13 protein-coding genes and 1 pseudogene are annotated in these 14,116 nt (G+C 34.9%); 7 read left to right on the top strand and 7 right to left on the bottom strand.

Features of this window, described 5'->3' with window-relative positions; translation table 11 throughout:
- Nucleotides 1-11: 11 nt before the first annotated feature.
- Nucleotides 12-446 (top strand): annotated as a pseudogene (locus OPR60_RS00825) (IS481-like element ISWpi4 family transposase); the annotation flags it as partial.
- Between the two features lie 2 nt (nucleotides 447-448).
- Here the strand turns inward: OPR60_RS00825 and pth are convergent.
- Together pth and OPR60_RS00815 are read right to left on the bottom strand one after the other, a co-directional pair.
- Nucleotides 449-997, bottom strand: coding sequence for an aminoacyl-tRNA hydrolase (gene pth / locus OPR60_RS00820; protein ID WP_065094970.1), 549 nt, complete (start codon nucleotides 995-997; stop codon nucleotides 449-451).
- Nucleotides 997-1,608, bottom strand: coding sequence for a 50S ribosomal protein L25/general stress protein Ctc (locus OPR60_RS00815; protein ID WP_010962412.1), 612 nt, complete (start codon nucleotides 1,606-1,608; stop codon nucleotides 997-999). The genes pth and OPR60_RS00815 overlap by 1 nt, the downstream gene beginning before the upstream one ends.
- Before the next feature lie 145 nt (nucleotides 1,609-1,753).
- Between OPR60_RS00815 and OPR60_RS00810 the strand changes: the two genes are divergently transcribed.
- Nucleotides 1,754-2,053, top strand: coding sequence for an NADH dehydrogenase ubiquinone Fe-S protein 4 (locus OPR60_RS00810; protein WP_065094969.1), 300 nt, complete (start codon nucleotides 1,754-1,756; stop codon nucleotides 2,051-2,053).
- Nucleotides 2,054-2,148: 95 nt separating this feature from the next.
- Here OPR60_RS00810 and OPR60_RS00805 read toward each other — a convergent pair whose 3' ends face one another.
- From OPR60_RS00805 to OPR60_RS00795, 3 genes are all read right to left on the bottom strand, one after another.
- Nucleotides 2,149-2,901, bottom strand: coding sequence for an IS5 family transposase (locus tag OPR60_RS00805; protein WP_265039650.1), 753 nt, complete (start codon nucleotides 2,899-2,901; stop codon nucleotides 2,149-2,151).
- A 251-nt stretch (nucleotides 2,902-3,152) separates the two neighbouring features.
- On the bottom strand, nucleotides 3,153-4,328 hold the full coding sequence (locus tag OPR60_RS00800) for a CCA tRNA nucleotidyltransferase (RefSeq protein WP_265039691.1): 1,176 nt from the start codon (nucleotides 4,326-4,328) through the stop codon (nucleotides 3,153-3,155).
- 87 nt (nucleotides 4,329-4,415) lie between these two features.
- Complete coding sequence (locus OPR60_RS00795; RefSeq protein ID WP_265039690.1) at nucleotides 4,416-5,342, bottom strand: OTU domain-containing protein; 927 nt, start codon at nucleotides 5,340-5,342, stop codon at nucleotides 4,416-4,418.
- A 126-nt stretch (nucleotides 5,343-5,468) separates the two neighbouring features.
- Between OPR60_RS00795 and ychF the strand changes: the two genes are divergently transcribed.
- Complete coding sequence (ychF, locus tag OPR60_RS00790) at nucleotides 5,469-6,563, top strand: redox-regulated ATPase YchF (protein WP_265039688.1); 1,095 nt, start codon at nucleotides 5,469-5,471, stop codon at nucleotides 6,561-6,563.
- 233 nt (nucleotides 6,564-6,796) lie between these two features.
- Here the strand turns inward: ychF and OPR60_RS00780 are convergent, their stop codons facing one another.
- Together OPR60_RS00780 and OPR60_RS00775 are read right to left on the bottom strand one after the other, a co-directional pair.
- Nucleotides 6,797-7,549, bottom strand: a complete 753-nt coding sequence (locus OPR60_RS00780; protein ID WP_265039687.1) for an IS5 family transposase — start codon at nucleotides 7,547-7,549, stop codon at nucleotides 6,797-6,799.
- 100 nt (nucleotides 7,550-7,649) lie between these two features.
- Nucleotides 7,650-8,402, bottom strand: coding sequence for an IS5 family transposase (locus tag OPR60_RS00775; RefSeq protein ID WP_265039686.1), 753 nt, complete (start codon nucleotides 8,400-8,402; stop codon nucleotides 7,650-7,652).
- 613 nt (nucleotides 8,403-9,015) lie between these two features.
- Here OPR60_RS00775 and OPR60_RS00770 point away from each other — a divergent pair.
- From OPR60_RS00770 to OPR60_RS00755, 4 genes are all read left to right on the top strand, one after another.
- Nucleotides 9,016-10,200 (top strand): ankyrin repeat domain-containing protein, encoded by a 1,185-nt coding sequence (locus OPR60_RS00770; RefSeq protein ID WP_265039685.1) that lies wholly within the window; start codon nucleotides 9,016-9,018, stop codon nucleotides 10,198-10,200.
- Complete coding sequence (locus OPR60_RS00765; protein WP_065094598.1) at nucleotides 10,193-11,998, top strand: pentapeptide repeat-containing protein; 1,806 nt, start codon at nucleotides 10,193-10,195, stop codon at nucleotides 11,996-11,998. The genes OPR60_RS00770 and OPR60_RS00765 overlap by 8 nt, the downstream gene beginning before the upstream one ends.
- Nucleotides 11,982-12,587, top strand: coding sequence for a guanylate kinase (gene gmk / locus OPR60_RS00760; RefSeq protein ID WP_065095341.1), 606 nt, complete (start codon nucleotides 11,982-11,984; stop codon nucleotides 12,585-12,587). The genes OPR60_RS00765 and gmk overlap by 17 nt, the downstream gene beginning before the upstream one ends.
- Before the next feature lie 754 nt (nucleotides 12,588-13,341).
- The gene (locus OPR60_RS00755) at nucleotides 13,342-14,094 is read left to right on the top strand and encodes an IS5 family transposase (protein ID WP_265039632.1); all 753 of its coding nucleotides are present in this window, start codon (nucleotides 13,342-13,344) and stop codon (nucleotides 14,092-14,094) included.
- The last annotated feature ends 22 nt before the right edge of the window (nucleotides 14,095-14,116 follow it).

The following is a 14,116-nucleotide window of genomic DNA, read 5'->3' as shown; positions in this document are numbered from 1 at the left end:
AATTTTGTCCACAGAGCCTACGTAATTTGATTAAAATTTTACCATATAAAATCCACACTATTTTGACAGATAACAGTATACAATTTACCAACCAAAAACGCCATAAATACGCTTTTCAACATATATTTGATAGAGCTTGTGAAGAAAATGACATTGAACACCGTCTAACAAAAGTTAGCCATCCTTGGACAAATGGGCAAGTTGAGCGTATGAACAAAACTTTAAAGAATGCCACTGTTAAGAAGTATTACTATCAGTCTCACCAGCAACTCAAAGAGCATCTTTATGACTTTGTTATGGTCTACAATTATGCTAAAAGACTCAAAACTCTTAAGGGTCTTACACCTTTTGAGTTTATATCTTTACAGTGGACAAAATCTCCTGAATTGTTCATACTAAATCCACACCATCACACTCTGGGACCATACACTCCCTGTGTTTCGTAATATTATACAATCAAATTGATAAAAGCTGTATTATCTCCTTGCAGCATTAAGTGTATATTTTTTGCTATTTTTTCCACTAAGGGAGTAACATTATCAAAATTTGAAAATTTTGATAACACATAATCTGCTAAGCTTCTTTGATCTTCAGGTCTACCCACTCCAAATCTCAAGCGCCAATAATCGTTGCCAATAAAACTATCTATGGATTTAAGTCCATTATGTCCAGCAGAGCTACCACCTTTCTTTATTTTTATTCTTCCAAGTTCCAAATCAGCGTCATCGTGTATGACAACAATATTATCTAGCGATAATTTGTAAAAATTTCGTATTTTTGCAACAGGGATGCCTGAATTATTCATAAATGAATAAGGCTTTATTAACATGATTTTATTATCATTAATTATGCCAGAGGTTATTAGATAATCGGCTTTTTTAGAGAACGACTGGAAATTCCAATATTTGCAAATTGTATCAACTACGATGAAGCCGATATTATGATAAGTTAACTCATATTGACCACCAGGGTTACCAAGCCCAACTATCAGGTGCACTATTCCTCTGTTTCTGCTTGAGGTTCTTCAACGTCACTATCGGCAGCAGAAATTGTAACAATGGTAAAATTTTCTTCTTCATGAGCTACAAACTTAACACCTTCTGGTAATTTTACATCATTGATATGTATAGATTGGCCAATCATTTTACCGGATAAATCAACTTCTATAACCTGAGGTATTTTATCAGGAGAGCATTTAACAGCAATAGAACGACACAAAACATTAAGCACTCCACCTAATTTGATTCCTGGAGCTTTACTTTCATTCACAAATGATAGAGGTATGTCTATTTTAATTTCGCTGCCTTTATCAACAAACTGAAAATCAACATGTTGCACAGTATCCTTTACTACATGCAATTGGATATCGCGAACAAGAGCATATTCCTTTTTGCCCGAAATATTCAGCTCTATCAAATGTGCAGAAAGAGAGCCTGACTTATATTGCTTTGTGAATTCCTTTGCAGACAATGTCAAATTTACATTATCATGGCCCTTTCCATATATGATTCCAGGGATGTTTCCTTTCTTCCTTAGAGAATGCATCGCTTTTGTTTTTGTTATATCACGTAACTCTGCATTAATTGTTACTATTTCCTGTTGCGTCATCGGTTACTCCTATTCAGCTAATCCTTTTAATATAATTTAATAATAATATAACATAAAAATATTTATTTCAAACTTCATTCTTTCATACTAATTGTTTGTGAAAGGATTTATTTAGATACATATTTAAGCTTATTTAACAAGAACTATGGGCATTGACGATAAAGTAGTTTTTAGGATTTATAGACCAACAAGAACTGCAACACAATCTGGTTTAGGTAATACAAATTTCTGGCACCTGAAAATTGAATCTGGCTCTTACTACATTGAACCTTTAATGGGGTGGGTTGGCTCAAAAGATCCAAAAAAACAGATTGTATTAAAGTTTGATTCTCTTGAAAAAGCAGTATTCTACGCAAAAAAACGCAATGTTAAATACATAATTGAAATGCCAAAAAATGTTAAGAGGCTGCCAAAATCTTACGCAAGCAATTTCATACTAAAGTAAGGTTTATTGTGGTGTGCTTGTCTGTAAAAGGTAAGGCTTAATATAACCAATTTAATTCTGGGTTTTAAGTTGTGCTAGGCTCTGTGGACAAAATTTTAGAGAAGCCATACAAGAGCTCCAACAAAATTGAGAAAACCAATAAAAACCTCAGCAGTTTTATCAAATCTGGAAAAAATGCGCCTAAAATTTTTAATTTTACCAAAAAAACACTCAATCAAATGACGTTCTTTGTAGATATGCTCATCGTAATACCTTTGCACTTTTCGATTCCGTTTTGGCGGAATAACTACTGTACATCCCTTGTCTTCAAGACTTGTAACAAAGGCATTGCTATCGTAGCCCTTGTCAGCTACTACAGTAGAGTTATAGATACTTTCGGTCAACACTTGTGCCTGCGTAATTTCATTTCTTTGACCAGGAGTCAGAGTAAATTTAAGTGGATTTCCAAGTGCATCGACAAGCGCATGTATTTTAGTTGTAAAGCCACCTTTGCTCCTCCCTAAAGCTTCTTGATCCTTGGAGTTTTTTGTATATCCAGATGAACATGGATGGGCTCGGATGATCGTACCGTCGATTATAGCAACTTCTAAATCAGGCTCTTGTTTAGTATATTCAAGCAATTTTTTCCAGACATCTCTTTCACACCATCTTTTAAATCGCTTATGTATACTCCTGTAATTACCATAAGTTTTTGATAAAAGTCTCCATTGGCAACCACTTCGCACTATGTACCACACTGCCTCTATGAATATTCTTAAACGTTTTTCATCTTTGCTGTGCATTCCTTTTACGCTTTTTATGAACTCTAAAATTTGTTTCCAATTTTCCTCTTTGATGTAATATTGCATATGGTAGTTTCTCCATTTTTTACCTATTAGGCTAAACTACCATCTTTTTCTCTCTTTTCATATTTTTTGTCCACAGAGCCTAGCATCAAGTATAAGAGATAAATTTTTATCTCCAAACCAGAAAATGTGTAGTCGCGTCCTTGGGGAAAGAAATACATATCAACTTAGTGCTAACAAGGCAAGCACACCTAGTTCCTCGATGAGTCACACTAATACTGCAAGCATATATCCATCAAACCGCCAGAAAATAGTTAAAGTAGGCTCTTAGCATAAAGCACCAGCTCCTCTTTTGTTAAAGTGTAGGAGCTGTCTTCCCAATGTTGCCTGAGCAACTCTAAGTTTTTACCTAAACTTTTTCCTGGCTGGTGACCTATACTTATTAAATCATCGCCAGATAAAGGAAATTTTGGAATATTGAATGTATTAGCAAATGAAATGTATTTATCAACATTTTCTCCAGACTCAACGCCACAAATTTTTACTAAATCACAATATAATTCTCTACCAAATAAAGATATGTATTTTTTTTGCTCTTTTTCTGAGAGTTCTGTTTTGATATCGTTGGATAGTAAAAATAGCAGCTTTTTCTTTTGCTTGTTCGAAAGACGTAAAAATTTGCTTACATATTCTCCAAGACTTAGCCTGTCATTTTTTTTAGTAGTCCTAAGAAGTAACGCTAATTTTACTAGTGCACCAGTGCCAAAAAGAGGTGACGAAGACAGAATTTCGCATTTTACTTCTTTTGGGATAATTTTTTGTAACACATCAGATTCTTGCATGCTCTTAAGTGTTGGAAAAGGATCATTGCACTCCAGCAATTTAAGTATTTCATCTCTTATTCTCTCTCCAGAGAGGTTTTGGATCATATGCGAATGCTTTTTGCATACGTTTAGTATTTCATCACTCAAATCTCCGACACATATTTTTGCATGAAAACGAAATGCTCTTAAAATACGTAGATAGTCTTCTTTAATTCTATCTTCAGCGTTGCCTATAAAGTTTAACCTTCGCGCTTTTAAGTCCTCTATACCACCAAAGTAATCATATATATGGCCATGCTTATCTGCGTATAGAGCGTTAAATGTAAAGTCACGCCTTGAAGCATCCGCTTGCCAATTATTGGTAAATTCTACTTTTGCATGCCTGCCATCACATTTCACATCATGCCTTAGTGTTGTGATCTCAAAAGATCTTTGATTTAGAACTGCAGTTATAGTCCCATGTTTTAAGCCAGTTGGAATAGTTTTTATATTACAGAGTTTTAGCGCTTTAATCGTTTGATTGGGAAGCAAATTAGTAGCTAAATCGATGTCGTGGACATCACGCTGCAAAATTGAGTCTCTCACACACCCGCCGACAAGCCTAGCCTCACCACCAAATTTCTCTATGGCATCGATGATTAAACTAGTCTCATGGTCAACTTGCATTTAGGTTAGTACGTACTGCAAGTTCATATTATATGAAATGCTTGCAAAAGCCCTATATAAAAATATACAGGGCTATGAAGATTTATTTTACACTTCCAATTGTGATATTTGTTGTTGATGAAATGTTTTTTCTGTTCTTGATTCCTCCATACTACATCTTGGTGAGCTTGAAGGGTTTTGCTTTTCAGAGTGCTCTATGCGCTGCGTTATATCATGAGCGCACTGCTTTGCAACATCCATAATTTTTCCATCAGCATTTTTTGCCAATAACTCATCAAATCTCTTCTCAACCTCTGCTCTCTCAGAGATATCCTTTGAAAGGTTACAATATTCCAAGATCTCGTCTAGCTGAAGTTCTTTTGCTAATAGGAAATCTTCTTGCTCTTGCTCTTGTTTAAGTTTAGCTTCCTCTTGTAATTGTTTTGCTAAACTTTTATTTCTATCAAGCAATGGTTCGAAATGCAATCCGCCTTTGTTTATTACATGCACAATACTACTATCATCATAATCAACTTTATTGTATTCACCTGCATTTTTTGAACCTGAATTGTCTATTAATTGATGCAAAAACCGATCTTGTTGGATGTCAATAGCACGCAATGGGTTACTCTCTACAACATGCAATTTCACACCATACTTTTCACAAAGTATTCTGCCTTCAATGTCAGAATCACCCCATCTACTGTTGTTCATGATATTTGCTGTATAATCACTTACAGTCTCATTACGGCGCTGGCCATTGTTATCATAACTATTGGCAATTGCATCTATAAACCATTCTGGCGGATTCTTTTGCGCAAATTCCCTACAATCATTTCTTAATTTTTCGACAGTAACTTGCTCTCCTGTCTGTTGTTCTAGACTTTGTCTGAACGAGTCAAAAAAGCAGCTTCCATTACCAATTGCTTGCCCTACATAAAAATTGTCAGGGTAAGAATTACTATTTAAAGAAGTTACTTCACTCTCAACATCATGAAAATCACTTAGTAGCTTCTGCTTCTGAGCTGTAGTCATGGTTTTACCTCAATTTAATATATGTTACTATACCAACAAAATTATTAATAAGCAACTAATTAAGTATAGCAAAAATCTTTAAATTATGCAATATTTATATATATATTTTAGCTTTATTTAATAAACATGAGTTTTAACTGTGGCATAGTTGGGTTACCAAACATAGGAAAATCAACCTTATTTAATGCACTTACAGAGTCAAGTACAGCCGAAGCTGCAAATTATCCTTTCTGCACAATTGAGCCAAATATAGGCAAGATTTCGATAAAAGATCAGCGTTTGAAACAAATCGCAGCAATTGCAGGCTCAGAGAAGATAATTTATAATCAATTAGAAGTTGTAGATATTGCAGGTCTGGTAAAGGGTGCGAGCAAAGGTGAAGGGCTCGGCAATAAATTTTTAAGCCATATCAGAGAAGTTGATGCCATCGTTCATCTGCTCAGGTGCTTTACGGATGACGATATTAGCCACGTACACAGTAAAATAGATCCAATATCAGATGTTGAAGTGGTAGAAATGGAATTAATCCTAGCTGATATTGATAGCATAGAAAAAAGGCTTCCTCAATTGGAAAAGAAAGCAAAGCAAGGTGATAAAGAGCTAAAGAGACAACTTGAATTAATGCAAGAGGTACTGGCTACTTTAAAATCAGGTAAACCTGCAAGAAGTTTGGAGAATATCGATGGAGATGAGATGAAGTCGCTTCAATTGCTGACAACAAAGCCCGTTATGTACGTTTGCAATGTTGAAGATACAAATGTTATAACTGGCAATGAATTATCTAAAAAGGTAGAGAGAATGGCGGAGGAAAATAAAAGCAAATTTTATTGCATTTCAGCAAAACTCGAAGCAGATATTGCAAATCTTGATACTGAAGAGGAAAAACAGAGTTTTTTATCAGAATTTGGCTTACAAGAATCAGGCCTTGATGGAGTAGCGCGTATTATGTATGAAGTGCTGAGTATGATAACTTTCTTTACTGTGGGCCCCAAAGAAGCACGGGCATGGCCAGTAAAAATAGGGTCAACAGCTGACAAAGCTGCAGGTGTAATCCACACTGATTTTGAGAAAGGCTTTATAAAAGCAGAGACAATAAGCTTTGCAGACTACATAAAGTATGGAAGTGAACCGGCTTGTAAAGACGCAGGAAAAATTCGCTTTGAAGGCAGAGATTACATCGTGCAAGATGGTGATATAATGCACTTTAGGTTTAATGTGTAGTTTATTATGCAGCCACTTATTTAAAGTTAAGTTTTCTGGATCCCAGTGTCTGGGCACTGGGATGACAAGAAAGGGAGCACTGGAATTTTTGTTTCAATATTTGTACATTAGCCATGCATCTGAACAGATACCTCCCCTAAACGGATACACTGTAGAAGGAGAGTTTCTTCTCCCCAGTAAAGACTAGATTCCAGACTGGAATGACAGCAGTCCTAGGCTCTGTGGACAAAATTTTAGAGAAGCCATACAAGAGCTCCAACAAAATTGAGAAAACCAATAAAAACCTCAGCAATTTTATCAAATCTGGAAAAAATGCGCCTAAAATTTTTAATTTTACCAAAAAAACACTCAATCAAATGACGTTCTTTGTAGATATGCTCATCGTAATACCTTTGCACTTTTCGATTCCGTTTTGGCGGAATAACTACTGTACATCCCTTGTCTTCAAGACTTGTAACAAAGGCATTGCTATCATAGCCCTTGTCAGCTACTACAGTAGAGTTATAGATACTTTCGGTCAACACTTGTGCCTGCGTAATTTCATTTCTTTGACCAGGAGTCAGAGTAAATTTAAGTGGATTTCCAAGTGCATCGACAAGCGCATGTATTTTAGTTGTAAAGCCACCTTTGCTCCTCCCTAAAGCTTCTTGATCCTTGGAGTTTTTTGTATATCCAGATGAACATGGATGGGCTCGGATGATCGTACCGTCGATTATAGCAACTTCTAAATCAGGCTCTTGTTTAGTATATTCAAGCAATTTTTTCCAGACATCTCTTTCACACCATCTTTTAAATCGCTTATGTATACTCCTGTAATTACCATAAGTTTTTGGTAAAAGTCTCCATTGGCAACCACTTCGCACTATGTACCACACTGCCTCTATGAATATTCTTAAACGTTTTTCATCTTTGCTGTGCATTCCTTTTACGCTTTTTATGAACTCTAAAATTTGTTTCCAATTTTCCTCTTTGATGTAATATTGCATATGGTAGTTTCTCCATTTTTTACCTATTAGGCTAAACTACCATCTTTTTCTCTCTTTTCATATTTTTTGTCCACAGAGCCTAGGCTCTGTGGACAAAATTTTAGAGAAGCCATACAAGAGCTCCAACAAAATTGAGAAAACCAATAAAAACCTCAGCAGTTTTATCAAATCTGGAAAAAATGCGACTAAAATTTTTAATTTTACCAAAAAAACACTCAATCAAATGACGTTCTTTGTAGATATGCTCATCGTAATACCTTTGCACTTTTCGATTCCGTTTTGGCGGAATAACTACTGTACATCCCTTGTCTTCAAGACTTGTAACAAAGGCATTGCTATCGTAGCCCTTGTCAGCTACTACAGTAGAGTTATAGATACTTTCGGTCAACACTTGTGCCTGCGTAATTTCATTTCTTTGACCAGGAGTCAGAGTAAATTTAAGTGGATTTCCAAGTGCATCGACAAGCGCATGTATTTTAGTTGTAAAGCCACCTTTGCTCCTCCCTAAAGCTTCTTGATCCTTGGAGTTTTTTGTATATCCAGATGAACATGGATGGGCTCGGATGATCGTACCGTCGATTATAGCAACTTCTAAATCAGGCTCTTGTTTAGTATATTCAAGCAATTTTTTCCAGACATCTCTTTCACACCATCTTTTAAATCGCTTATGTATACTCCTGTAATTACCATAAGTTTTTGATAAAAGTCTCCATTGGCAACCACTTCGCACTATGTACCACACTGCCTCTATGAATATTCTTAAACGTTTTTCATCTTTGCTGTGCATTCCTTTTACGCTTTTTATGAACTCTAAAATTTGTTTCCAATTTTCCTCTTTGATGTAATATTGCATATGGTAGTTTCTCCATTTTTTACCTATTAGGCTAAACTACCATCTTTTTCTCTCTTTTCATATTTTTTGTCCACAGAGCCTACGTCATACCGCGATTCATTCCATAGCTGTACGAACATTCATTTTTGAAGGTAAATTGCACAGCAAATGGTCAGTGCTTGGCACTGGAATAACGTCCTCCTTTGTCATCCCAGTGCCCAGACACTGGGATCCAGTTTTCCATATAATCTCATCGAAAATGTTGTAACCACTTTCTATGCTAGTTTGCTTGTAAGCAAGCAAACTTTTCTGGATCCAAGTAGTCTGGGCACTGGGATGACAGGAGAAGGAGGCTACTTGCATGACACCATTCTTTTTTCTGGATCCAAGTAGTCAGGGCACTGGGATGACAAGAAAGGAGCACTGGGATGACATCCTCCCTAGCGGAGATTGCTCTCAAATCACAATGTTCGTATAGTAAGCACTGACCACTTTGCTTCAATATTTGCGATGCCCCTGAACAGATACAAAAAATCTATTGTTTTTTTATAAATTAAATCCTAAGGCATTTTTTACTGTAGATTAATCATTTGATTATAGTATCATTTTAATTAAGCTTATGCTTGGGATATTTATGAAAAATATTTTATATTTTATATTATTAGCTGTTGTATTCGGATCACTGAGCCTATTTGCTGTAGAGCAATTTGAAGAAAAGAAAATTGAATCAGTTCATAAAAACGAAAATGTAGGTGTAAGGAAGCAAGATAGCACAAATCAAAAAGATGAGTTAAAAAGCAACGTCGATGCTAAACAAACACAAGAGGCTGAGAGCAAAAGATTAGACGGCACTACCGATAAAGAGAAACTGCAACACAACGAGGACAAAGCTTCCGTGGTTGAAAAAACTATAAGTGAAGGTGAAAGGATTGATAAAGATTTGCCAAATGACCAGCTAGAAGGAAGCACAGATAAATTTGCTCAAAATTTACCAAATGTGGCCAATAAAGAAGTGAATAAAGATTTGAAACCAGAGCCTTTGCCTTTAAGTGCTGATTTAAATGAGAATACAGCTAACCCGCAAAAAAATCTACAAGCTGATCAGAAGATTGATATAAAAGATAATGAACTTTCAAAAAGTGATGCGAGTCAATTATTAGAGGAAAAAAAAGAAAAAGTAGAGAGTCAGTTTGAAGAAAAAAAAGTGAAAGAAACAAACAGTAATTCCAAGGACCGCAATAGAGTAAAACCTATAACTAAAAAAGATGAAAGTGAAAAGAAAAATTTACAAAAATGGACAAAGCTAAACAGAGAACCAATAAAAGAATGGGGTCATAAAGATATACAAAGCAAGTCAATATATAAACGACAATATGATAGCCTTAATGAGCATCTTCCTACAACTGTATTTATTGATGATTACAGTAAGCAATTTTTTTACTGTATTAAGAAAAATAACTTACCTTGCTTAAGAGGAATAATAAGTAAGCTAGAAAAAATTGGATTAACAACTCAAGAGATACTAAGGTTTAGAAATAAATTGGGTGATACTCCTCTCATTTATTCAGTTAAACAAGGTGAGGTAGACATAGTGCGCTTTCTCTTATTACAAGGTGCTGATCTTAGAGTAGTTAATAATAATTTTCAATCCCCAATTGATATAGCAATCGAAAAAAAGCAGATCAATATAATAAATGCGATTGCCGAAATGATGCCACACCTTTTGGAGGATAGAAAAATAGACAATAAAGAAAGCTCAGCAATGTACGATTGGGCTGTGAAAACGAAAGAAATACAGTGCGATAAGCAAGATGATTAGATTTTTGATATTAATTTTAGTTGGTCATTTATGTTATGGAAACGAAACAAATGATGAAAAAAATCAGATTAGTGATTTTTTAAACGCTTTGCGTGATGCAAAATACGTATCTTACAGTAAAAAAGACTTTGCTGAATTTTTGGTGCAGTGCCACAAAGAGGGCGTGCCAGAAGATTTTAAGAAAGGTTTTGGTTCTAACTTAAATGGAGCTAATTTTAACCAACTGTACCTAAGTAAATCTGTTTTTAATGGAGTAAGTCTGATTGGTGCTGATTTTTCTAACACCGATTTATCCGACGTGTCTTTCATTGATGTTGATTTACGTGGTGCTAATTTCTCCAATGCTAATTTACATGGCATTAAAATAAAAGGTACAAATTTGAGTTTTACAAAATTTGTTTCTGCAAACTTAACAGATATCGTATTTGATCAGTCTAATGTTAGTTATGCTGATTTTATCAGTTCCGATCTCAAAAAAGTAAGTATGCACAACGTAATTGGTTTGCATACTAATTTCTCGAATGTGAAAATGAATTTCTCCAACTTATCAAACTCGAATGTTGGCCACGTAAATTTTAGTGATAGTGAAATAAACGATACCGTTATGCAGAAAAACAACCTTGATAATGCAAGTTTCTTTGGAGTGGATGCATATAAATTAAAGATACAATTTTCTTCATTAAAAAATGCTAACATATATGGTGCAGAGTTAAAAGAATCAGACTTTACAGGTAGCAATCTTTCCGCTGCCTACCTTAATTCTTCTATCATAATTAACAGTAACTTCGACGAAACTAATTTAAGCAACACACAAATTTCCTATGTGAATGACGATAATTCAAGTTTTGTTCAATCTATACTAAATGGTTCCAAGATAAAGCATACATATGTTTCTGAAGCAAATCTTCAGGATGCTGATTTATCCAATATTGATTTTAGTTTTAGTGAACTGCATCAAGTTAATGTCTCTAATGCTGACATTCGTCACGGAAAGTTTCATAATACTAAAGTTGCGAATTCTAACATGAATGGCTCATTTTTTGACCATTCACTATTCACCTCTGCGAAGATAGAAGATTCAGACCTTTCTACAACTTCAATGTATAAGATAAAAATCCAAGACTCTCAAGTTTATAACAGTACACTTTCTCGCCATAATATTGATTCCAGTGAAATAGAAAATTCAACATTCTTTAATTTATTAGCTGATAATTCAAGCTGGTCTAATTTAAAAGTAACTAATTCAAATTTTATTGAAAGCGATTTCAGATCTTCTTTGCTTCACGCTAATGCCTTTAGGAAAACTAGCTTTTTTCTTAGCAATTTGAGCAATTCAACAATTAGTGATATGTCTTTTCTCTCTTCAAGCATATATAAAAGTTCAGTTGTTGATGCTCACTTAACAGGTTGCAAATTTGATAATTCAATTTTGATTGACAATAAAGGACAGAAAAAACTTGCAGGTTCAGAAAATGCTATAACTTCGATTAAAGATTTGCAAGAGAAAATATCACAGGGTGAAAAATTTAATGTAAATTATTCTTACTTTGAATTTAAGAATATGAATTTAGAAAATGCCGATTTTTCTAATTCAACATTGAGTAGAGCAAAGTTTGTAAACGTTAATTTGAATAAGGCAAATTTTGAAAAAACCGATTTGCGCTATACTGTCTTTGATAACTCTTCTCTTATTGGCACCAACTTATCAAATTCTAATTTAGAAGGTTCTAGCTTTTTAAACTCTGATCCAAAAAGCGCCATGTTAAAAAATGCAAAGAAAAATGACCGTAAAAAGTGAGGGCGTATTATTGGTTCTATCCTCCCCTTCTGGAGCTGGAAAAACTACTATATCAGCAAAATTACTTGAGCAATCAACTAATTTAGTTAGGTCTGTTTCTATGACTACACGCAAGCCTCGCCCCGGCGAAATAAATGGAAAAGACTATTTTTTCGTTACCGAAGAAAAATTTCACGAGTTATGCGAAGCTGGTCAGATGCTTGAATACGCCAAAGTTTTTGAGAATTTTTATGGTATACCAAGAGATTTTATAGAGCAAAACCTGAGCAGTGGAATAAGCGTTTTACTAAGCATAGACTGGCAAGGAGCATTTCACTTATTCAAGCTCATGAGAAAAAAAGTTGTGAGTGTTTTTATACTTCCCCCTTCAATGGAAGAGCTTAGGTTGCGTTTGCAAAAGCGTAATAGTGATGATGCAAGCGAAATAGAGCGCAGATTAGCCGAAGCTCAAAAAGAGATAAGCAAACGTGATAAATATGATTATGTAATAATCAATGATGATATTGACAAAAGTGTAGAAGAGATAAGCTCCATACTAAATAAAGAAAGACTTAAAAAACTAAAAGAAAAACCAAGTCTGGAAGACTGATAAAAACATTAATGTATCTGTTCAGCAGAGTGGCAAAATAAGGTAGACGAGAAAAGACAACTATAGGAACAAATGGGTGTCATGCCAGTGCGTGACACTGGCATCCAGTCCTTTTGCACAGTTCCATCAAAAACGTTGTAAAGGATTAACCGCTTTCGTGTTTACCAACTTAGTGCCCAATCTGGATCCCAGTGTCAAGCACTGGGATGACAAGAAAGGGAGCACTGGAATTTTTATTTCAGTATTTGTACATTAGCCATGCATCTGAACAGATACACATTAATTTGCAGCTATAGTTTCTTATCCTATTTTAGCCAGTAGCACGTTTCACACTTTAGCTATATTTATTATTTTTTAAGATTAAATGGTTAAAATAGTAGACAACTGTTCAAGTGAGGTTTAACTATGACGGCAAACTTTCTTACAGAAATTAATTTTCTGCCTTCTTACCTGCCTTTCTATCTGTATTTCAACTACATATAGCTAAAAGTAACTTAGGTTTACCGAAATATGTTTATGGTTAATTATAGGCGATATCTTGAGTTGTCATTCCAGCGCGTGACGCTGGAATCCAGATTTTTTAGACTGGATCCTATGGTCAAGCCATAGGATGACAGAAGCGGTCTTTGTTAGCTATATACAACGTTTGACTTAATTAAAAAAATTGAATCTTAGGCTCTGTGGACAAAAAATATGAAAAGAGAGAAAAAGATGGTAGTTTAGCCTAATAGGTAAAAAATGGAGAAACTACCATATGCAATATTACATCAAAGAGGAAAATTGGAAACAAATTTTAGAGTTCATAAAAAGCGTAAAAGGAATGCACAGCAAAGATGAAAAACGTTTAAGAATATTCATAGAGGCAGTGTGGTACATAGTGCGAAGTGGTTGCCAATGGAGACTTTTACCAAAAACTTATGGTAATTACAGGAGTATACATAAGCGATTTAAAAGATGGTGTGAAAGAGATGTCTGGAAAAAATTGCTTGAATATACTAAACAAGAGCCTGATTTAGAAGTTGCTATAATCGACGGTACGATCATCCGAGCCCATCCATGTTCATCTGGATATACAAAAAACTCCAAGGATCAAGAAGCTTTAGGGAGGAGCAAAGGTGGCTTTACAACTAAAATACATGCGCTTGTCGATGCACTTGGAAATCCACTTAAATTTACTCTGACTCCTGGTCAAAGAAATGAAATTACGCAGGCACAAGTGTTGACCGAAAGTATCTATAACTCTACTGTAGTAGCTGACAAGGGCTATGATAGCAATGCCTTTGTTACAAGTCTTGAAGACAAGGGATGTACAGTAGTTATTCCGCCAAAACGGAATCGAAAAGTGCAAAGGTATTACGATGAGCATATCTACAAAGAACGTCATTTGATTGAGTGTTTTTTTGGTAAAATTAAAAATTTTAGGCGCATTTTTTCCAGATTTGATAAAACTGCTGAGGTTTTTATTGGTTTTCTCAATTTTGTTGGAGCTCTTGTATGGCTTCTCTAAAATTTTGTCCACAGAGCCTAGC

This window comes from Wolbachia endosymbiont (group A) of Trypoxylon clavicerum, assembly GCF_947251665.1.
Taxonomy (GTDB): Bacteria; Pseudomonadota; Alphaproteobacteria; order Rickettsiales; family Anaplasmataceae; genus Wolbachia; species Wolbachia pipientis.
This window is presented reverse-complemented; position numbering and strand designations above follow the sequence as displayed.

Bases quoted from the DNA above. Each gene is read 5' to 3' on its own strand.
- OPR60_RS00795 (WP_265039690.1), bottom strand. From the start codon at position 5,342: ATGACTACAGCTCAGAAGCAGAAGCTACTAAGTGATTTTCATGATGTT.
- OPR60_RS00805 (WP_265039650.1), bottom strand. From the start codon at position 2,901: ATGCAATATTACATCAAAGAGGAAAATTGGAAACAAATTTTAGAGTTC.
- OPR60_RS00775 (WP_265039686.1), bottom strand. From the start codon at position 8,402: ATGCAATATTACATCAAAGAGGAAAATTGGAAACAAATTTTAGAGTTC.
- OPR60_RS00770 (WP_265039685.1), top strand. From the start codon at position 9,016: ATGAAAAATATTTTATATTTTATATTATTAGCTGTTGTATTCGGATCA.
- gmk (WP_065095341.1), top strand. From the start codon at position 11,982: ATGACCGTAAAAAGTGAGGGCGTATTATTGGTTCTATCCTCCCCTTCT.
- OPR60_RS00800 (WP_265039691.1), bottom strand. From the start codon at position 4,328: ATGCAAGTTGACCATGAGACTAGTTTAATCATCGATGCCATAGAGAAA.
- OPR60_RS00810 (WP_065094969.1), top strand. From the start codon at position 1,754: ATGGGCATTGACGATAAAGTAGTTTTTAGGATTTATAGACCAACAAGA.
- OPR60_RS00765 (WP_065094598.1), top strand. From the start codon at position 10,193: ATGATTAGATTTTTGATATTAATTTTAGTTGGTCATTTATGTTATGGA.
- OPR60_RS00755 (WP_265039632.1), top strand. From the start codon at position 13,342: ATGCAATATTACATCAAAGAGGAAAATTGGAAACAAATTTTAGAGTTC.
- ychF (WP_265039688.1), top strand. From the start codon at position 5,469: ATGAGTTTTAACTGTGGCATAGTTGGGTTACCAAACATAGGAAAATCA.
- OPR60_RS00815 (WP_010962412.1), bottom strand. From the start codon at position 1,608: ATGACGCAACAGGAAATAGTAACAATTAATGCAGAGTTACGTGATATA.
- OPR60_RS00780 (WP_265039687.1), bottom strand. From the start codon at position 7,549: ATGCAATATTACATCAAAGAGGAAAATTGGAAACAAATTTTAGAGTTC.